This window comes from Methyloceanibacter sp. (assembly GCF_050728395.1).
In the GTDB taxonomy this organism is placed as follows: Bacteria; Pseudomonadota; Alphaproteobacteria; order Rhizobiales; family Methyloligellaceae; genus Methyloceanibacter.
Genome location: NZ_JBOHJB010000009.1, coordinates 23,906 through 42,183, shown reverse-complemented (window position 1 = coordinate 42,183; position 18,278 = coordinate 23,906). Strand labels below are relative to the sequence as shown.

Below are 18,278 nucleotides of genomic sequence, written 5' to 3'. Positions count from 1 at the left end.
GACTTCAGGGCAATGATTGACCTGAACTGGGCGGTAAATTTCCTGCCGCTGACCGGGGCTGGTTTCGGCGTGGGCTTCCTAGTCGGATTGACCGGCGTCGGAGGCGGCGCGCTGATGACGCCGCTGCTGATCTCGAGTTTCGGCGTGTCTCCACAGATCGCGGTCGGCACCGACCTGCTTTATGCGTCCATCACCAAGGCCGCCGGAAGCTGGCGCCATCATGTGTCCGACCACGTTGAATGGCCGATCGTGCTTCGGCTTGCCGCGGGCAGCGTTCCGGCGTCGATCGTCCTCCTCGTGGCCATGGCCCTCATGCCGCTCAACACGGTGGCGCTCGCCCATTGGATTCGCTTGGGCCTTGTCGTCGCGCTGCCGTTGAGCGGGCTCGCCATCGTCTTGTACCCGTTGCTCGCGCAAACGCCCGAGCGGACCGCCGACGGCAAGACGCCTCCGCGCACGCTTGCCACGGTGCTGTTCGGCGTTGCCTTGGGACTACTCGTGACCTTGACCTCGGTCGGCGCCGGCGCCATCGGCGTATCGGTGCTCGCAGCACTTTATCCGCACCTGCCTGCCAAGCGCATCGTCGGCAGCGACGTCGCTCATGCCGTGCCGCTGACGCTTATCGGCGGCCTGGGCCATTTGGGGCTCGGCCATGTCGATATGGGGCTGCTTGTCGCTCTCTTGACCGGATCGATCCCCGGCATCCTGCTCGGCGCCCGTCTCGCCGGTGTCGCGCCGGAATGGATCCTGCGGCCCGTCCTCGGCATCATGCTCTGCTACGCGGCCTGGATCCTGTTCAATAAGTGACGGCGCAGGAAAGCGTCGCGTCCGAGGGCTTGCGTTCATCCAGCGATGTGCACCAATCCTCGCGACGCCCGGTCCACGGCCGCGCATAGCCTTCCTTGATCAGGACGCAGCTCACGTCCTCGCCGTCGACCAGCACCCGCGCCAGGGTGCGGCCATAGCGGTCTGGGGGATCTGGGTGCGCATTCCTCCTGATATCGACGGCGCCGGAGCCGAGCAGCTGTTCCAGCCTGTGCTTGGCGAGGGCGCCCAAGCGCCGCTCGGCTTCGCATTTTGCATGCCCGATCTCCGCTGCGTCGATGCCCTCGAGCCGGATGCGTTCTTCGTCGAAACGGATGGTGTCGCCGTCGATCACGATCAGAGCCGCACAGATGGCGGCAAGGGTTGTGACCAGCGGATTTACCCTCATAACGAGTAATCTAGCAGAATACCCGTGTTAGTTGAATAGACCTCGAAGGGGGTTTGTCCGGTTGTCCCGCGAGGATTGGCGGCGGGTGCTGATGGGCCCCAACGGGGGGGAGGCGCTATTGCGCGCTCTGCCTCGATGCAGAAAAAATGTCCCACACGGCGATGAACATCGCCGCGATCGTGGGCCCGATGACAAAAGCCGTTGAGACCGAAGATGGCAATGCCCCCGAGCGTGGAGATCAGCACCACAAAATCGGGGAGCTCGGTATCCTTGCCGACCAGGAACGGGCGCAAGAGATTGTCGACGAGGCCGATGACGAATGCCCCGAAGGCGATCAGCACCACGCCTTCCCAGATTGCACCCGTCGCCAGGAAGTAAATTGCGGTCGGCAGCCAGACCACGGCGGCGCCGACCGCCGGCAGCAGCGAGAACAACCCCATCACCACGCCCCATAGCACCGCAGCATGGATGCCGAGGACCCAGAAGATGAATCCGCCGAGAGCGCCTTGCACGACGGCCACAAGCAGGGTGCCCTTGAACATGGCGCGGGTGACGATGGTGAACTTGGTGAAGAGCTCCCGCTTCTGCTCAGGCGGAAGCGGGATCGCATCCTTGATGCGTGCGGAAAGCGTGGCGCCGTCGCGCAGGAAAAAGAACAAGAGATAGAGCATGATGAACAGGCTGATGATGAAGTTTGCCGTGCCCTTGCCGACACTGAGCGCCTGCCCGGCAATGATCTTGCTGCCCTGAACCAGGGCTGACGAAAGCCGCGATTGTATTTCGCTGAGATGGGTCAAACCGAGACGGTCCAAGATATCGGTCGCCCAGGTTGGCAGGGCATTGATCACCTGCTGAATGAATTGGCCGAAATCCGTCTGGCCGGCCTCGATCGTCTCATAAAAATTTGTTGCTTCCTGGAGCAGCGACGCGGCCGTCAGCGTCAAGGGCAGGATTACCAAGGTGACGATGATCAGCAAGCTCGCGAAGGCGGCGAGGTTGCGATGCTGCCCCATGGAGATCGACAGCCGGCGGCAGAGCGGCGCGAACACGATGGCCAAGACGGTTGCCCACAGGATTGCGCCGTAGAACGGCCAGAGGATCAAACCGAACGCCACCGAAACCGCAATGAGCAGCACGATGAGGGTGTGGTCTTCGAGATCGCGCACGCTGGCGTTCCCCTGGGGCTTGTCTGAGTTCAGCAGGGAACACAACGGCGGCCAACTGAAAAGGCCTTAGGCGAAGGCGCTGGAGGTTGGGAGCCGCAATGCGAAGCCCTGGCAAACGCCAAATGGCGGACTTCGTGCGACGGACGCGCTCTAGTAGCGCTAGGCTCCCGGCCTGTTCTTGCCGCCGAAGTCCTGGCGCGCCGCCAGGAACAGCGCGGTTGCGATGCTGGCCAAGATCGCCCCGAGCAGCGCGCTGCCGAGGCAAGCGGCGAGACAGATCATGGCATTCACCTCTTATCGGTCCCCGGCCCGATCGAGGTTACTCCGGCGCCAACCTCCGGTCGACACACGCAGAACGCGAAAAGGTGCGCCACAAGGCGCGGGCGCGGACCCACAAGACTGGATGGGTGGTGCCGCCGAGTAGGATTGAACTACTGACCCCGCCGAAGGCTCTGGAATAAAGTCGGAGCGTCTAAGCGCGAGCTCGGAACAACCTATCCCCACACCGGGTTGAATCAGTGCCGGTTTTTGGGGCTGCAGGGGCGTGGACAAAGACGATCAAAAATTTATCGCCGTTGAGGGCCTGCACGCGTGGGCCTCTGCGATACTCACTCAAATGGAACGGCTTGACCTGGCGAGAGGGCAGTTGGCTAAGGGTGGCCGCTATCGACGGGCATACCTATGCGAAAGACATTTCGTTCTGATCGCCGCAAAAAAATTGATCGATTACATTGATTGGGCCAGAGACCTCGGCTTTCTGGACGACACCATTTTCAAGGAGATGTTACGGCTCCGGGATGACATCGTCGATCTCAAGGGCACAAACGAGCATGTGATCGAGTATTACCGAGGGACCGGGTCCCATGCGGAGCATTGGGTTTTTGCGGACGAGATAATTGTCGCTGATACCAATCCAATGACCGGCAAGCAAATAGGCGGCAGATTGAACGGGGATGAGTTGGCAAAGGCTGCGACGAGCCTCTTGAACGCTCTGACCAGGCACTATTTTCCCGGGCGATCGTTTTGAGCGGGTCACGCCCGCTAGCACGCAGGCTGGCGTGGCGGCTCTTTGCTGCCTTTGACGCACCTCTTCGGGCAGAGGCTTGGAGAGTCCGCTAAGGCGCGTCATAGACGAAAGACGGGGGCGGTATTTGGTTGGGCTGTCACTCAAAAGTTGTACCTTCCAACAAGGCTCGCATTTAGGGTATCCTCAGGCGGCATCTTGAACTTAGGCGGTCGATGCTCACATCTTTGATCGTTGCCGTTGGATTTCCGATTGCTGCGGTGGCCGCCAATACCGTGGTGAGATGGGCATTTGGGCTTCCTCAAAGCGCGGCGGCTGATCTCATCTTAGTGTTGATCGTTTTCGACCTCACTTTATTGATTGTTCCGGGAGACATCCTGTCCGCGTTGCCTGACTACGTTCGGCCGCTTTATGGGATCATCGCTCTGGGGTGTATTACTTTATGGGTTGTGTCTTTGTACAGAATTGAAGTGCCTCTACGTGAGAGAATGACGGCGGATGGTCGGACTTTTCTAAACTATCCTTATCTCCTCAACCTTTCAGCGTATGGTCTGAGTGTCACCGCAATGATTATGAATTTAGCTCCCCTGATGGTACGGCCGTAAATGAACTTATTCGTCTTCACGTTGATCGCGGTCGCGCTGGCATGGCTGGTGCTGGTTCCTGTCACTTATCTGCTCGGTCGCTTGCTCGTTCGAGAGTCTCCTTGGGCAAAAAGAACTCAGCACCTCGTTTTGGGACCGGGAGCCGCGCTCGCAAGGTTCGCGACGCCCGCTAATTTCGCCGTGAGCTACTACAAGATCACGCCCCATATCTACAGCGTAAGCCCGGACCATTTCGGGTCGGGGACTTTGTTGATGCACGGTAAGTACCCTGTCCATGCTAATACGGTCTTTGACCGTGCGGTCGGGCAGTTATCACCTACAATGGTCTGGATCACTGATCCGCACGAGAGAAACCTGCTTCGCGAAGCGGTTGCCCGCTATCTCGATCGGTCGTCCATCCAATCCCCGTCGAAACAGGATTTAGCCACGTTAGTAAACAGTGGAGGACCTGTTGCCCCCGCAGTGTTCTCGATTACGCATGCTAGGGAAAAAAGCACCGTTAGCGTCCTATGAATAAGCGCCCTCCAAGCGACGAAATGGTCGTGTTTCTTTTGTGTGAGACGGTGCGCGAGGAACTTGGAAACAAGCTTTCATTGCTCGGGCTATTTACCAGCAATCGAATCTTGGCTCCGGCCGACACGACGACCGTCCTTTTGCCGTCCCTTACGCTCTTGTTCATTGTAAACGGCGGCGAAGGATCATTTCGAACGTCACTGACTTTGTTTGCTCCAAGCGGCAAGGCGCTAGCCGAACCGACCCCTAGGGACGTTCCTCTGGTTCCGGGGACTGGCCGCAATCTGATATTCAATTTCGTTCCTTTCTCGACTGACGAGTTTGGTGAATATCACGCAATACTCCGTATGGATGGCACTGAATACAGTCGCAGGTTTTCCCTCGTCAAAGACGAGGCAAGGGCAGGCGAGGCGCCAAGCGGTTGACATTATACGCTTCGTTTTATTCGACGCCGCCCTCGCGCCGTTTGATTAGAAGTTGAACCGGTAATAAACGGGTAAATTAGGGCTGCACCCCCGTGCCAGATCCGGTAGAAATCGTTGGAAATTGTGGTGCCGCCGGACTGGATTGAACAGTCGACCCCGTCATTACCAATGACGTGCTCTACCACTGAGCTACGGCGGCGAAATCGCCCGTACGCAAGGCCCGTCTGAGGTTAGGCTCAAGCCTCTGCATCTAGCGCGCGGACCCTGCCATAGCGGGAAAATCCATGCAAGCTTGGCCCCCATTTCACGCCGCCCGCGCGTCGGTATAGGCTTGGCCATGAGCGGACGGCAGCGAGATGACGCGAAGACCGCAAGCGAGGGCAAAACCCGCCGCCATCGCTTGAGCGAGGCGCTCCGCGCCAATCTCGCCAAGCGGAAAGCGCAAGCCAAAACCCGCCGCGAGGCTGCCACATCTAGCGGCAATGATCGGCGGAAGCCCGAACGTGACGGGGACTAGGCCTTAAGAATTGGCCCCCTCCGGCGGCAAGACCAGGGGAAAAAACCGAATCTTTGCCCTCCAAACAGGAACTTGGAGAGTTTTGAGACTTTTCGGGTAAGATGAGGGGTTCAAGCGAAAACTGCGGTCATCCGGCGGTTTCGCGCGAGGGGGGCTCAAGGCGAGGATGGGGGACGCCATGGACCGCATTCGCATTATTGGCGGCGAGCGCTTGACGGGCACGATTCCCATCAGCGGAGCGAAGAACGCCGCATTGCCCTTGATGATCGCGAGCCTGCTCACCCGCGAGACTCTGGTCTTGCGCAACGTGCCGCGGCTCGCAGACGTGACGCTGCTCGGCCGCATTCTCGGCAATCACGGGGTGGACATCACCGTGGTCGGCAAGAAGGTGGGCCAGGCCACCACCGACGGCCAGACCTTCAAGCTCAAATCGGCCGAGATCGTCGACACCACCGCGCCCTACGAGATGGTTTCGCGCATGCGCGCGAGCTTCTGGGTGCTTGCACCTCTCCTTGCCCGCTGCGGCGAGGCCAAGGTCTCTCTCCCCGGCGGCTGCGCCATCGGCACGCGGCCCGTTGATTTGCACCTCACCACGCTTGAAGCGCTCGGCGCCTCGATCGAGCTTGAAGGTGGTTATGTCATCGCCAAGGCGCGGAAGGGCTTGACCGGCGCCGAGGTCACGCTGTCGAAGGTCTCCGTCGGTGCCACCCACAATGCGCTGATGGCCGCCGTGCTGGCCCGCGGCGAGACGGTGATCGAGAACGCCGCGCGCGAGCCTGAGGTCGCCGACGTCGCAAACTGCCTCAAGAAGATGGGCGCCAAGATCGGCGGCATCGGCAGCTCGACCCTGGAGGTTGAGGGCGTGGGTCAACTTCACGGCGCCGAGCATACCGTGCTTCCCGACCGCATCGAGACCGGCACCTACGCCATGGCCGCGGCCATGACCGGCGGCGACGTGCTTCTGCAAAATACCCGCGCCGACCTTCTGGAGAGCGCGCTCGACCTGTTGCGCTCGAGTGGCGTCGAGATCGAGGAGACGCCCTCGGGGCTCAGAGTGGCGAGGAACGGCGCCGGTCTTCGCCCTGTCGCCGTCGACACCGAGCCTTTCCCGGGTTTTCCCACCGATCTGCAGGCCCAGCTCATTGCGCTCATGTGCATGGCGCAAGGCACCTCTACGGTGCGCGAGACGATCTTCGAGAACCGCTTCATGCATGTGCAGGAGTTGGCACGGCTTGGGGCCCGCATCGACCTCAAGGGCGACACCGCCATGGTCACCGGCGTTACGGGCCTCGCCGGTGCGCAAGTGATGGCCACGGATCTGCGCGCCTCGGTCTCACTGATCATCGCCGGCCTCGCCGCAAAGGGCGAGACCATGATCGGCCGCGTCTATCACCTCGACCGCGGCTTCGAGCGCATCGAGGAAAAGCTGCGGCAGTGCGGCGCCCATATCGAACGGCTGTCCGGCTAGGCCCGCTTTCCGCACTTTGCCGGTTTCGCCTGCTCCGCTAGCATGCTAGGCCCTAGCGCCGACGAATGACGAAGAGACCGCATTTCCGCCTCGCCGGAGGCGGTACGGTCTGAGCCCGGATGCCCCCATGGCCGACAACCAACTCAAGCTGATTGCGCTCGATGAACAGGATCTCGAGATCGTGTCGTCGCACCTGCAGGATGCCGTGGTGCGGGTCGGGGACTTGGCCTATGTCCCATCGCAAAAGCGCTTCGCCGCCATTCTCAACCGCTTCAACTGGGAGAAGGCCACAACGGCCGCCGCCAACGAAAACGAGCGCCGGCGGACGGCGCTGCGCTTCGACCGCGTGCTCGGCGCGCAGATCAGGTCGCTGAGGCCCTCCGCCTCAGACCGGGTGCTGTCGCTGCTTGCCGTCCGCTTCGAAGCGAGCGAGCACCCGAGCGGCTATGTCACGCTCACCTTTTCCGGCGATGCCTCGATCCGCCTCCACGTCGAATGCATCGAGGCCGAGCTCACCGATCTTGGGCCTGCCTGGCGCGCCCGCTCCAAACCGCAGCACCCGGGCGCAGAGCCCGGGGCCGACTCCTGATCTTCAGGCCTCCCCCACACCATGGCCTTGTGGCTCGAGCAAAGGGCGGCGGACTTCGAGACCCGCTTCGGCGCGCTTCTCGCCGCCAAGCGGGAATCGTCCGCCGACGTCAATGAAGCGGTCGCCGCGATCATCGAGCGCGTGCGCCGCGACAAGGACGCGGGGCTGATCGATCTGACCTTGCGCTACGACCGTGTGGACTTGCGCGAGATCGGCATGCGCGTGGCGCCGGCCGAGATCGCCGAGGCGCAGGCCGGCGCCGACTCAAAGACTCTTGCCGCCCTCGAGTTTGCCCGCGACCGCATCCTCGACCACCACCGCCGCCAGGTGCCGGCGAGCGACTGTTATGTCGACGATCAGGGCGTGGCGCTCGGCTTCCGCTGGACGCCGGTCCAGTCCGTGGGGCTTTATGTGCCGGGGGGCACGGCGAGCTATCCGAGTTCGGTGTTGATGAACGCACTTCCCGCCAAGGTCGCCGAGGTCGAGCGCATCGTCATGGTGGTCCCGGCGCCTGAGGGCAAGCTCAATCCTCTGGTGCTCGTGGCGGCGGCGCTTGCCGGCGTCGATGAGATTTATCGCATTGGCGGGGCCCAGGCGATCGCCGCCCTCGCCTATGGCACCGAGACGATTGCCCCGGTGGTGAAGATCGTCGGGCCCGGCAACGCCTATGTGGCGGCCGCCAAGCGCCAGGTGTTCGGCCAGGTCGGCATCGACATGATCGCAGGCCCCTCCGAGGTGGTGGTCATTGCCGATAAGGACAACGATCCCGCCTGGATCGCCGCCGACCTTCTCGCCCAGGCAGAGCACGACAGCGCCGCGCAATCGATCCTGATCACCGACGACGCGGGTTTCGGGCGCGCCGTGGCCGCCGCCGTCGAGAGCCAGCTTGCCACGCTCCCGCGCGCGAGCGTGGCTGGGGCGAGCTGGGAGAGTTTCGGCGCCGTCATCGTGGTGGAGAGCCTCGACCAGGCGCCGGACCTCGCCGATCGCCTCGCGCCTGAGCACCTTGAGATCGCCACCGCCGATCCTGAGTCCCTGTCGGCCGCGATCCGCAACGCCGGCGCGATCTTTCTCGGCCGCTACACCCCTGAGGTCATCGGCGACTATGTGGCGGGGCCGAACCACGTTCTCCCCACGGCGCGGAGCGCCCGCTTCGCCTCAGGGCTAGGCGTGCTCGACTTCATGAAGCGCACCTCGATCCTCAAGCTTGACGCCGCGAGCCTCGGCGCGCTCGGGCCTGCCGCCATGACCTTGGCGCGCGCCGAAGGGCTCGAAGCTCACCGCCGATCCGTCGCCATCAGGCTGAACCTGCGGGATTAGGGCAATGACGGAGGAGCAGCAGCAGGAGCTTGCGCCCGAACAGGCGCGGCTCGTCGAGGTGACGCTGGATTCCGGATCGATCGGCCGCAACTCGGCGGACGTCGAGCACGAGCGCGAGGTCGCCATCTTCGATCTGCTCGAGCGCAACTCCTTTGCGCTCGAGAACCATGATGGCGGCCCCTACACGCTGCATCTGTCGCTCGCCGACAATCGCCTGGTGTTCACCGTCGGCGACGAGAACCGCGCTTCCATCATGCATGTGATGCTCTCGCTCTCGCCCTTTCGCCGCCTGGTGAAGGACTACTTCCTGATGTGCGAGAGCTATTACCAGGCGATCAAGACCCAGCCGCCCTCGCGCATCGAGGCGATCGACATGGGACGGCGCGGCCTGCACGACGAAGGAAGCCGGCTCCTCATGGAGCGGCTCAAGGGCAAGGTCCTGATCGACATCGCCACGGCAAGACGCCTGTTCACCCTGATCTGCGCGTTGCATTGGAAGGGATGATGCCTTGGCGCCGGGGGAAGCCGACCTGCCGGGCGCGGTCCTCTTCGCCTGCAGCCGCAACTCCATACGCTCGCCGATGGCGGCAGCGATCCTCAAGCATCTCGCCGGCAGGCGCATCTATGTCGACTCGGCCGGCGTGCGCGCCGGCGAACCGGACCCCTTCGCCATTGCCGTCATGGAGGAGCTCGGCATCGATCTTTCGGGCCACCGTCCGGCCGCGCTTGGCGACCTGCACGACACCTCCTTCGACCTGATCGTGACGCTGTCGCCGGAAGCGCATCACAAGGCGCTTGCGCTCGCCGGCACCTTCGCCATCGACGTGGAATATTGGCCGACCCCTGATCCCACCATGACGAGCGGCAATCGCGAGCAGATCTTGTCGGCCTACCGTGCCGTGCGTGACGGACTGTTCCGCCGCATCAAGCAACGCTTCCCCGTCGCCGCTGCCCCGGGCGTGTGAGGCTCACTGTGGGGGAGGCGCTGCGTCGGCCGGAGGGGCTGCGTCAGCCGGCGGAGCTGCTTCGGGCGCCGGGGCCGCTGCGGGCTCCGAGGCGGGCGCGGGCTTGCCTTCCGCCACGGTGGCGCTTCCCGTGTTGACGATCTGCACGCGCCGGTTCTCGTCGGCGAGCGGATTCTCCTTGTTCGCGAGCTGCTCCTCGCCGAAGCCGATCGCAGTGAGGCGGCCGGCGTCGACATGATAGGTCGTCACCAGAAAGGCCTTCACCGAGTCCGCGCGCCGCTGCGACAAGGCGAGATTGTAGGCGTCGCTGCCCTTCGCGTCGGTATGTCCCCCGATCAGGAAGGTGCCGCTTGCCAGCCTGGCATCGCTCAAGGCCTTGCCGATCTCATCGAGCGCCGGGCGCGCTTCGGCAAGAATCTCGGCGGAGTCGAAGGCGAAGAAGACCGGCTGATCGGTCTTGGGCACCTTCGCCTTCTCGATGAGCACGGCCACTTCGTTGCGCTCCTCGCGCGGTACAATCTCGAGCCGCCGCGTTTTGAGATTCTCCAGCTTGGCGTTCAGCTGCTGTTTGGCAGCTTCCCGGTCCGACGCCTGCGGATCGAAGCCGCGGGTCTTGGGCGGGGTGAGCGCCCTCACGATCACGTCCGAGCTTTTCATGTCCTGTGCCTTCGCCACGGGCGAAAAGACAAGACTGGAAATCCCGAATGCGGCCGCTGCCGCTATCGCTAAAATCGACCTTGAGAAGCGCATGGCTAGACCTCCCGCAATGGCCAGCTTGGCCGCAATGACAAGACTAGACCCTAAACATGGCCAGCTGAACCTCCGATGAACGGAAAGGTGCGACGCAGACTGTTCGAAATAAGACCAATTCGCCGCTTCGGCGCTCGGCGTCCTGGCTTAAGCCACGGTGAACTCTCTGTTCAGCACGCATTCAGTTGGGCTTTGCCAGTGTTGCGCACGATGCTGTTCGATTTGGCTTGGTCAAGGAGGACACGATGCGCCATTCGATCCAATCGGTAGTCTGTCTCGGGGCACTGTTCGCGGTCGCGCTGGCGATTTCAACTGGCAGCGCCAGGGCATGGGACCACTATGGGGCAATCGCCTATTCTTCCGACACCAAGGGGTGGGGCACGTCTTATGACGACGCCTCGCGCGGCTTGGCCGAAGCCTGGGCGATGTCACGGTGTTCAGCCTCCGGCGATCAAGGCTGTCGCGTCGTTCTTTGGTTCAAGAACGCCTGCGGGGCCTTGGTTGTTGGCCCAGGTGGATCTGGCTGGGGATGGGCCTATGCCCGCGGCACCGCCGAGCGAATCGCGCTGAACCAATGCAACGCCAATGGAAGCGGGTGTCAGATCCAAGCCTGGGCCTGTACCACGCGTTGATGCCTTGGCTAGAACGGGATTTCGCGCCATAGTTGTCGATAGGCGTGTTACCTCAGAGGAAAGATCGATGCGCCGCGCTGTCGTCCTGCTTGTTTCACTAATTCTGGCGGTCTTGACCACGGCCCCCCCGGCCTTCGCCGCTGAGGGCAAGCGGGTGGCGCTGGTGATCGGTATCGACAAGTACGGCAACTTGCCGGAAGACAAGCAGCTACGGAACGCGGTCAACGACGCTGAGAAGCTTGACCAGACGCTCAAAGGACTCGGCTTTAAAGTCGATCTCGTGCGCAATCCGACTCTCGATGAGATGATCAATAGCGTTGGCAGGTTGGCCGAGGAGACCGAACTGGGAGACACGGTACTGTTCTTCTTTTCCGGCCACGGCATGAGGCCGGACGGCGCCAATCTACTCCTGCCGAGCGATTTTCCGCAGATTTCTGGCGACAGTCCAGCCGTGAGGGAGCGTGTCCGGCGGAGCGCCTTTGCCGAAGACGACATCGTCGAAAAACTCCGCGCCAAGCTTGTCGATTCGCAGACCGGTCAACAACAGGGCTTGGTCCTATTCGTCTCCGACGCCTGCCGGGACAATCCGTTCGCCAAGGCCGTCGACAATGGGACGAGATCACTGGTGCGGATTTCGCACGGCGTGGAAGCGAAGCCCGCGCAGGGCGTGTTCTCGATCTATTCGGCCGGGGTCGGACAGACTGCCCTTGATGGGCTGGGGGGTTCGGACAAGAACTCCGTGTTCATGACCGAGTTCGCCAAATACCTGCCCACGCCGAACCGGCATCTCGGCGACCTCATGTCGGAAGTGAAGGAGGAAGTCGCCATCAAGGCGCAGAGCGTGATCGATTCGGACACCGGCAAACCCCATGTGCAGGTCCCGGCCATCTACGACGAGACAGTAAGCGGACGCATTTTCCTCGCCGGCCGTTCCATTACGGTCGAACCGACGGCGCCCTCGCCGAACGCGGCGCCGGCACCAATGCCCTTGCCTCCCGTGGCGAAGGCCCCCGAGCCGGACAACGGAGAGCAAGCCGGCGAACTCGCATATCTGGACTGCGTCGGGAAAGATGATGTCGATTGCTTCAAGCGATTTATGCGCGACTTTCCCCATCACCCCAAGCTTCCACAAGCCGAAACCCTGATCCGCGCCAAGACCGAGCTTCCGCGCTATCAGGCGTGTGTCGATGGCAAATCGCCCAGCGAGCGGCTGCGTCTGTGCGAGCTTTATATCGACGCGTTTCCTAGCGGCAAATACAAGGACGAGGCCAAGACGCTCCGCGATCAGGCGATGCTAGATATGCGGCCGGCGCAGCCATCGGTGCCGCCGCCGCCACCGCCACAAGCGGCATTGCCGCCGGAGCAACAGCCGGAGCAATTCCAGCCAGCGCCGCAGAGCATGAGCCGCTTGACGGATACCGATCTCTTCGGCGGCGATATCGGAGCGAACGGCATCCGGTGGATTTCGGTCGATCAATGCGAGGCCCGTTGCTTGGCCGACGACAACTGCAAGGCTTACACCTATGTCCAGGCCAAGCAGTGGTGCTGGCCGAAATACACCATCGTCCGGACCGAGACGAAATACGGTATGGTCAGCGGCCTGAAGCCGGGCTACTCCGCTCCGACTTCAGCCAACGCGCCGTCCTCGTTCGCCAGGATAGAGCGATTCGACGATACCGATTTCGAGGAGGGCGATATTCCCGGCGCGTCGCAACGGCCGATAACGCGCGAGGAGTGCGAGACGATTTGCCGGAATGACAGCAGCTGCCGCGCTTATACCTGGGTCCGTGACAAGCAGTGGTGCTGGCCGAAATCGGAGCTTGTAACATCGCGCTACAAGCGCGGAATGTTCAGCGGGCAAAAACGCTAGCGCGGCATTGGAACGACAGGATCAATTGGCCGCGCTGTGCATCTCAACGAGTTTGCGCTTCATCCGCATGATGCGCGCGTAGGACTGTTCGATCTGCTCGCGGGAGATCTTGCGGGAGTTGACGGCGTTCAGGATCACCGCGTTGATTTTGGCGCCGAGTTCGAGTTGGGGCGCCGGAAGGCGGTTGGCGAAGATTAGCATGTCGGTGCCGGCGGCGACGGCGCGCACGATTCGGTCCTCGAAGGAAAAATTCTGGCGCAACGCGCCCATCTCCATATCGTCGCTGACGATGACGCCGGTAAATCCCATCTCATTGCGCACATAGTCCATGGTCTTCTTCGACAGAGAGGTCGGGATGCCAGGCCCGTCGCTAAACTCCGGAAGATAGAGATGGCCGATCATCAGCATGTTGACGCCGCCTTCGCCGAGCATTTGCTTGAATGGCTCAAGCTCGATTGGCTTCCACGTCTTGGTGATATCGGTGAACGCGATGTGGCTGTCGGTACTGCTGCTCCCGTGACCGGGGAAGTGTTTGGCCGCCGTCAGGATATCGGCTTGCCTGTGAGCGCTGTTGAAGATCGAGGCAAACTTGCGCACTTGCTTCGGATCGACGCCGTAGCTTCGCCCCTTTGCGCCGATGATCGGATTGCTTGGATTGATGTTGAGATCGACATCGGGACCGAAATTGACGTTGAATCCGTCCGCCCTGAGCTCGGCGGCCATGTCTCGATAGATCGACATGGCGTGCCCGCCGGAATCGGGACCTGAGTAACCGGCGACTGCTGCCGGAGAGGGATAGGCTCTGTGGCCGTTGCCCGGCGTCAGTCTCTGCACCTCGCCGCCCTCCTGATCGACCGAGATCAGCGGCACGACGCTGCCGCCGGCGCGGCGCAGACTGTCGTTGAGCGCGCGCACCTGCGGCGGAGACGTGACGTTGCGCTGAAGCAGCATCACACCGCCGACCAGGCCGTTCTTGATCTCTTCCTGCACGGCGGCAACGCCGGGGTCGCTGCTCTTGGTGCCGACGAAGCCGACGATAATCATCTGCCCGATCATGCGCTCGAGGTTGGCACTTGGGATTGGCGTGGCGGCTATATCGGTGTTGTTCTCGTCTGGCTCCGGCTCCGCGCGAGGCCTGCTGCCATCGAGGCTCTGGGTGGTCATGGGGGCAGCGGGCTCGGCAGCAGGTACCGCCGGCTCAGCCGCCGGTATCGCAGCCGGCATCTGCTCGGCTGGTGCCGCGGGCTCGGCCGCCGGTATTGCAGCCGGCCCCCGCTCGGCAGGCACCGCAGGCTTGGCCGCGGGTATCGCAGCTGGCACCTGCCCGCCGGGTACCGGGGGAGCAGAAGAGGCCTTGCCGGCGTCACCAGGCTTCGATTGCGGCGAAACCGCTTCTGCCGGCGAGCCCTTTTCGCCCTCGCTCGCTCGTCCGGCCTGAGGCGCGGCCTCTGCCGCCACGAGTTCGACCGCGCCTTCGGATGGGCCGTCTTTCACTTGGCGTGCCGCTGGCACGTCTCTGGGCGCAACGGTCTTGGCGACGTCGTCGGACCCGACCTGGTTTGCCGGGACGGTAGCCTCGGCCGTCTCAACCGCAGGCGGGGTCGCCTCCGGCCGATAGAAGCCGAATCCGATCGAGCCGATCAGAAGAAGGCCGGCCAAAGCCCCGAGAGCAATACGTCTCATTCAGGCCTCGAAGGTTTGTTGCGTGCCTCGAAGGTTCGTGCTTCGGATGGTACGGTCCAGTCCTTAGCTTTTCACTAACCATAGACCCCGCCGAGGCGCCAGAATCTGAGCTTCGTTTCGGGCAGAAATGAGCCGCTTTTTTGCCTGAACAGCCTTGCCGATTGCGGCCGCCGGCCCGGAATTCTAGCCTTGGCGGTGTGCCGGGCAAATCACGCGCATAGGGACGAGAGGTCAAGCTTGCACAGTCAGCAGCCATGAAGCTTGAGCTGATCGACTGGATCGTGGTGGGCGCCTATGGGCTCATCACGCTTGCCATCGGCTTGCGCTTCGCCCGCCGCGCCGGCCGCAGCCTCGAGCAATATTTCCTTTCGGGGCGCACCGCGCCGTGGTGGCTGCTCGGCACCTCGATGGTGGCCACCACCTTCTCCGCCGACACGCCCAATCTCGTCGCCGACTTGGTGCGCACGGGCGGCGTCAGCATGAACTGGCTGTGGTGGTCGTTCCTCATCACCGGCATGCTGACCGTGTTCTTCTACGCCAAGCTGTGGCGGCGGTCGGGCGCGCTGACCGACATCAATTTCTACGAGCTGCGTTACTCCGGCGCGCCTGCAGCGTTCCTGCGCTGCTTCCGCGCGCTCTATCTCGGCGTCCTGTTCAACATCATGATCATGGCGACGGTCACGCTCGCGGCCATCAAGATCGCCAGCGTGCTGCTCGGGCTCGACCCCTATACCACAGTGACGCTCGCCGCAGCCCTGACCATGGTCTACGCCACGACCTCAGGCTTGTGGGGCGTGCTGGTGACCGATCTGTTCCAGTTCGCGCTCGCCATGGCCGGCGCGGTGCTCGCCGCCTATTACGCCGTGTCGCTGCCCGAAGTCGGCGGACTCTCAGGGCTGATCGCCAACCCGCTGGTGAGCGGCAAGCTGTCCTTGCTACCGGACTTCGCCGATCCCGCGCAGGTGCTCATCGTGCTGATCATCCCGCTCAGCCTGCAGTGGTGGAGCACCTGGTATCCGGGCTCGGAGCCCGGCGGCGGCGGCTATATCGCGCAGCGCATGCTGGCGGCGCGAACCGAGAAGGACGCCATGGCAGCGACGCTGTGGTTCAACATCGCCCATTATGCCTTGCGGCCGTGGCCCTGGATCCTGGTCGCGCTCGCCTCGCTCATCGTCTATCCGGAGTTGAGCGATCTGCGCGCGCGCTTTCCCGATGTCGACCCATCGATTCTACGCCACGACCTCGCCTATCCGGCGATGCTCGTGTTCCTGCCGCATGGTGTGCTCGGCCTGGTCGTGGCCTCGCTCGCCGCCGCCTACATGTCGACCATCTCGACGCATCTCAATTGGGGCGCGTCCTACGTGGCCGACGACGTCTATCGCCGCTTCCTGGTGCCGCACGCGAGCGACGCGCACTACGTGGCGGTCGGCCGCGCCGTCACCGTGGCGCTGATGCTGGCGGCCTGCGTTGTGGCGCTCCTGCTGCACAACGCCATGCAGGCCTTCCAGATCCTGCTGCAGATCGGCGCCGGGACCGGCCTCATCTTCCTGCTGCGCTGGTATTGGTGGCGGATCAATGCCTGGAGCGAGATTGCCGCCATGGTCATCTCGTTTCTCGTCGCCCTCTATTTCCAGTTCGTGCATGTGCGCCTGCTCGGCTTCCCGCCGCTGCATCCGTCGCTGGCGCTGGTGGCGGGCGTCGCCATCACCACCGTGGGATGGCTGCTCGTCACCTTCCTCACGCCGCCGACCGACCGCGCCACGCTGCAAGCCTTCTACGACAGGATCAGGCCGGCGCCGGGCGGCTGGCGGAGCGCCGTCGATATCGGCGAGGTTCCGGCCCCTCCGGGCAGCGTCGCCGCCGGGCTGCTCGCGTGGTTCCTCGGCTGCCTCACCATCTATGCCGCGCTGTTCGGCACCGGCTATCTGATTTACGGCAAGACCGCGCTCGGGCTCGCCTGTGCGCTGGTCGCACTGTTTGCCGCCGCAGCCCTCTGGCGCACGATTCCAAAGCTCGGCTTCTGGACCGGGTGAAGGCGCAACCCAGCATTCCTCCTTGATTTTGCCGCGTCCGCCGACCATTCTCCCGCCCAATCTGCGGAACGCCGAAAGAGGCCTTATGGCGAAGGAAGAAATGCTGGAATTTCCGGGGGTAGTGACCGAGCTGCTCCCCAACGCCACCTTCAGGGTGAAGCTCGAGAACGAACACGAGATCATCGCCCATACGGCGGGACGGATGCGCAAGAACCGGATCAGGGTGCTTGCCGGCGACAAGGTTCTGGTCGAGATGACGCCCTATGATCTCACTAAGGGACGGATTACGTACCGCTTCAAATAGGCTCGTGGGCGCAAGCCCCGAGCCTGCCGCAAGCGCCGGCCCCGCCAAGAGCAGGGTCACGCCGAGCCCGCGCGCCTCGAAGGCGGGCGGCCACCGCCCTAAGCTCGTTCTTGCCTCGGCCTCGCCGCGCAGGCTCGCTCTGCTCGAGCAGGTTGGCATCATCCCCGATGCGCTCCGGCCCGCCACCATCGACGAGACGCCGACCCGGGGAGAGGTGCCGCGCCATTTGGTGCAGCGGCTCGCCCGCGCCAAGGCGGAAGCCGCCAAGCTCCTGGTGCGCGCCGAGCCGGACTATGCCAAGTCCTTCATTCTTGCCGCCGATACCGCGGTCGCCGTGGGGCGGCGCATTCTCGGCAAGCCTGACGAAGGCAACCGGGCGACCGAGACGCTGGAGCGCCTGCGCGGCCGCAACCATCGCGTCTATAGCGCGATCTGCCTGATCACGCCCGACGATCGCAAGCGCGAGCGCGTGGTCGAGACCCGCATCCGCTTCCGCAATTTCTCCGACGCCGAGATCCGCGACTATATCGCGAGCGGCGAATGGAAGGGGAAGGCTGGAGGCTACGCCATTCAGGGCATCGCCGGAGGTTTCGTGGTGAAGCTCGTCGGCTCCTACACGAGCGTCGTCGGCCTCCCCCTCACCGAGGTGGTGACGCTTCTGCACGGCGAGGGCTATCCGGTGAGCTATTTCTGGCCGAACCTCGCCGAGGTCGAGACCGAGTGACGCCGAAGGCCCGATCCGACGGGACGGTGCCGAAGCGGGCGAGAAGCGCGAAAGCCCCGAAATGCCCGATCTGCGCCAAGCCCGCCGCGCCGGACTATCGCCCGTTCTGCAGCAAAGCTTGTGCCGATGAGGACCTCGGTCGCTGGCTCTCCGGCCGCTACGTCGTGCCCGGCGAGCCCGTGGGACGTGAGGGCGACGACGAGGCTAAGGATTGAGCATTTGGCGGCCGCCGGCCCTCGACAGGGCAGAGCCGATTTCCTATAAGCCAAGGCCTTCACCAGCGCAGGCCCTCGTTTGGCCCGCGGCGCCGGGGAATGCCCCTAAAGGCCCAGGTAGCTCAGTTGGTAGAGCAGCGGACTGAAAATCCGCGTGTCGGTGGTTCAAATCCGCCCCTGGGCACCACCAATTCCTTATTTTTCAATGTTCTTTTTTTGATGGTTCGAGCCCGGTCGCCAGTGCGTTGATATCAGGCATCGC

21 protein-coding genes, 2 tRNA genes and 1 pseudogene are annotated in these 18,278 nt (G+C 63.2%); 18 read left to right on the top strand and 6 right to left on the bottom strand.

Annotated features, from left to right (window positions below; all coding sequences use genetic code 11):
- Positions 1-12 precede the first annotated feature (12 nt).
- Entirely contained in the window at positions 13-807 is a 795-nt protein-coding gene (locus ACREC7_RS03120) for a sulfite exporter TauE/SafE family protein (RefSeq protein ID WP_431554231.1), read from the top strand.
- Here the strand turns inward: ACREC7_RS03120 and ACREC7_RS03115 are convergent.
- The 3 genes and pseudogenes from ACREC7_RS03115 to ACREC7_RS03105 form a co-directional block, all read right to left on the bottom strand.
- Positions 797-1,213, bottom strand: coding sequence for a thermonuclease family protein (locus ACREC7_RS03115; RefSeq protein ID WP_431554230.1), 417 nt, complete (start codon positions 1,211-1,213; stop codon positions 797-799). The genes ACREC7_RS03120 and ACREC7_RS03115 overlap by 11 nt on opposite strands.
- 115 nt (positions 1,214-1,328) lie before the next feature.
- Positions 1,329-2,379, bottom strand: a pseudogene (locus ACREC7_RS03110) (AI-2E family transporter).
- Between the two features lie 159 nt (positions 2,380-2,538).
- Positions 2,539-2,661 carry a hypothetical protein gene (locus ACREC7_RS03105; RefSeq protein ID WP_431554229.1) on the bottom strand — a complete coding sequence of 41 codons (123 nt, stop codon included), beginning with the start codon at positions 2,659-2,661 and terminating at the stop codon, positions 2,539-2,541.
- A 262-nt stretch (positions 2,662-2,923) separates the two neighbouring features.
- Here ACREC7_RS03105 and ACREC7_RS03100 point away from each other — a divergent pair, with 262 nt between their 5' ends.
- The 4 genes from ACREC7_RS03100 (at position 2,924) to ACREC7_RS03085 (ending at position 4,946) form a co-directional block, all read left to right on the top strand.
- Positions 2,924-3,406 (top strand): hypothetical protein, encoded by a 483-nt coding sequence (locus ACREC7_RS03100; protein ID WP_431554228.1) that lies wholly within the window; start codon positions 2,924-2,926, stop codon positions 3,404-3,406.
- A 212-nt stretch (positions 3,407-3,618) separates the two neighbouring features.
- Positions 3,619-4,008 (top strand): hypothetical protein, encoded by a 390-nt coding sequence (locus ACREC7_RS03095; RefSeq protein ID WP_431554227.1) that lies wholly within the window; start codon positions 3,619-3,621, stop codon positions 4,006-4,008.
- Complete coding sequence (locus tag ACREC7_RS03090; RefSeq protein ID WP_431554226.1) at positions 4,009-4,521, top strand: hypothetical protein; 513 nt, start codon at positions 4,009-4,011, stop codon at positions 4,519-4,521.
- A gap of 23 nt (positions 4,522-4,544) precedes the next feature.
- Entirely contained in the window at positions 4,545-4,946 is a 402-nt protein-coding gene (locus ACREC7_RS03085) for a DUF6941 family protein (protein WP_431554225.1), read from the top strand.
- A 124-nt stretch (positions 4,947-5,070) separates the two neighbouring features.
- On the opposite strand, the gene ACREC7_RS03080 is transcribed toward ACREC7_RS03085, so the two are convergent.
- Positions 5,071-5,145, bottom strand: a tRNA-Thr gene (locus tag ACREC7_RS03080).
- Between the two features lie 138 nt (positions 5,146-5,283).
- Here ACREC7_RS03080 and ACREC7_RS03075 point away from each other — a divergent pair.
- The 6 genes from ACREC7_RS03075 (at position 5,284) to ACREC7_RS03050 (ending at position 9,805) form a co-directional block, all read left to right on the top strand.
- Positions 5,284-5,463 carry a hypothetical protein gene (locus ACREC7_RS03075; protein ID WP_431554224.1) on the top strand — a complete coding sequence of 60 codons (180 nt, stop codon included), beginning with the start codon at positions 5,284-5,286 and terminating at the stop codon, positions 5,461-5,463.
- Between the two features lie 178 nt (positions 5,464-5,641).
- Positions 5,642-6,931 carry a UDP-N-acetylglucosamine 1-carboxyvinyltransferase gene (gene murA / locus ACREC7_RS03070; RefSeq protein ID WP_431554223.1) on the top strand — a complete coding sequence of 430 codons (1,290 nt, stop codon included), beginning with the start codon at positions 5,642-5,644 and terminating at the stop codon, positions 6,929-6,931.
- A 127-nt stretch (positions 6,932-7,058) separates the two neighbouring features.
- Positions 7,059-7,520: a DUF2948 family protein gene (locus ACREC7_RS03065; RefSeq protein ID WP_431554222.1), complete on the top strand. Its 462-nt coding sequence runs from the start codon at positions 7,059-7,061 to the stop codon at positions 7,518-7,520.
- A 21-nt stretch (positions 7,521-7,541) separates the two neighbouring features.
- Positions 7,542-8,840: a histidinol dehydrogenase gene (gene hisD, locus ACREC7_RS03060; RefSeq protein WP_431554221.1), complete on the top strand. Its 1,299-nt coding sequence runs from the start codon at positions 7,542-7,544 to the stop codon at positions 8,838-8,840.
- Positions 8,841-8,844: 4 nt separating this feature from the next.
- Complete coding sequence (locus ACREC7_RS03055) at positions 8,845-9,345, top strand: UPF0262 family protein (protein ID WP_431554220.1); 501 nt, start codon at positions 8,845-8,847, stop codon at positions 9,343-9,345.
- Positions 9,346-9,349: 4 nt separating this feature from the next.
- On the top strand, positions 9,350-9,805 hold the full coding sequence (locus ACREC7_RS03050; protein ID WP_431554219.1) for a low molecular weight phosphatase family protein: 456 nt from the start codon (positions 9,350-9,352) through the stop codon (positions 9,803-9,805).
- Positions 9,806-9,808: 3 nt separating this feature from the next.
- On the opposite strand, the gene ACREC7_RS03045 is transcribed toward ACREC7_RS03050, so the two are convergent.
- A complete protein-coding gene (locus ACREC7_RS03045) occupies positions 9,809-10,462 on the bottom strand; it encodes an OmpA family protein (protein ID WP_431554218.1) in 654 nt (217 codons plus the stop codon).
- Between the two features lie 338 nt (positions 10,463-10,800).
- On the opposite strand from ACREC7_RS03045, the gene ACREC7_RS03040 reads away from it, so the two are divergent.
- Both ACREC7_RS03040 and ACREC7_RS03035 read left to right on the top strand, forming a co-directional pair.
- Positions 10,801-11,187, top strand: a complete 387-nt coding sequence (locus tag ACREC7_RS03040; protein ID WP_431554217.1) for a DUF4189 domain-containing protein — start codon at positions 10,801-10,803, stop codon at positions 11,185-11,187.
- Positions 11,188-11,341: 154 nt separating this feature from the next.
- Positions 11,342-13,057 carry a caspase family protein gene (locus tag ACREC7_RS03035; protein ID WP_431554216.1) on the top strand — a complete coding sequence of 572 codons (1,716 nt, stop codon included), beginning with the start codon at positions 11,342-11,344 and terminating at the stop codon, positions 13,055-13,057.
- Between the two features lie 21 nt (positions 13,058-13,078).
- On the opposite strand, the gene ACREC7_RS03030 is transcribed toward ACREC7_RS03035, so the two are convergent.
- Entirely contained in the window at positions 13,079-14,740 is a 1,662-nt protein-coding gene (locus ACREC7_RS03030; RefSeq protein ID WP_431554215.1) for a glycoside hydrolase family 3 protein, read from the bottom strand.
- 254 nt (positions 14,741-14,994) lie between these two features.
- Here ACREC7_RS03030 and ACREC7_RS03025 point away from each other — a divergent pair, with 254 nt between their 5' ends.
- The 5 genes from ACREC7_RS03025 (at position 14,995) to ACREC7_RS03005 (ending at position 18,203) form a co-directional block, all read left to right on the top strand.
- Positions 14,995-16,773: a sodium:solute symporter family protein gene (locus ACREC7_RS03025; RefSeq protein WP_431554214.1), complete on the top strand. Its 1,779-nt coding sequence runs from the start codon at positions 14,995-14,997 to the stop codon at positions 16,771-16,773.
- Positions 16,774-16,858: 85 nt separating this feature from the next.
- Positions 16,859-17,077 carry a translation initiation factor IF-1 gene (infA, locus tag ACREC7_RS03020; RefSeq protein ID WP_045365920.1) on the top strand — a complete coding sequence of 73 codons (219 nt, stop codon included), beginning with the start codon at positions 16,859-16,861 and terminating at the stop codon, positions 17,075-17,077.
- Positions 17,078-17,081: 4 nt separating this feature from the next.
- Positions 17,082-17,801 carry a Maf family nucleotide pyrophosphatase gene (locus tag ACREC7_RS03015; protein ID WP_431554213.1) on the top strand — a complete coding sequence of 240 codons (720 nt, stop codon included), beginning with the start codon at positions 17,082-17,084 and terminating at the stop codon, positions 17,799-17,801.
- Entirely contained in the window at positions 17,798-18,016 is a 219-nt protein-coding gene (locus ACREC7_RS03010) for a DNA gyrase inhibitor YacG (protein ID WP_431554212.1), read from the top strand. The genes ACREC7_RS03015 and ACREC7_RS03010 overlap by 4 nt, the downstream gene beginning before the upstream one ends.
- Before the next feature lie 111 nt (positions 18,017-18,127).
- Positions 18,128-18,203 (top strand) — tRNA-Phe (locus tag ACREC7_RS03005).
- Positions 18,204-18,278: the final 75 nt, after the last annotated feature.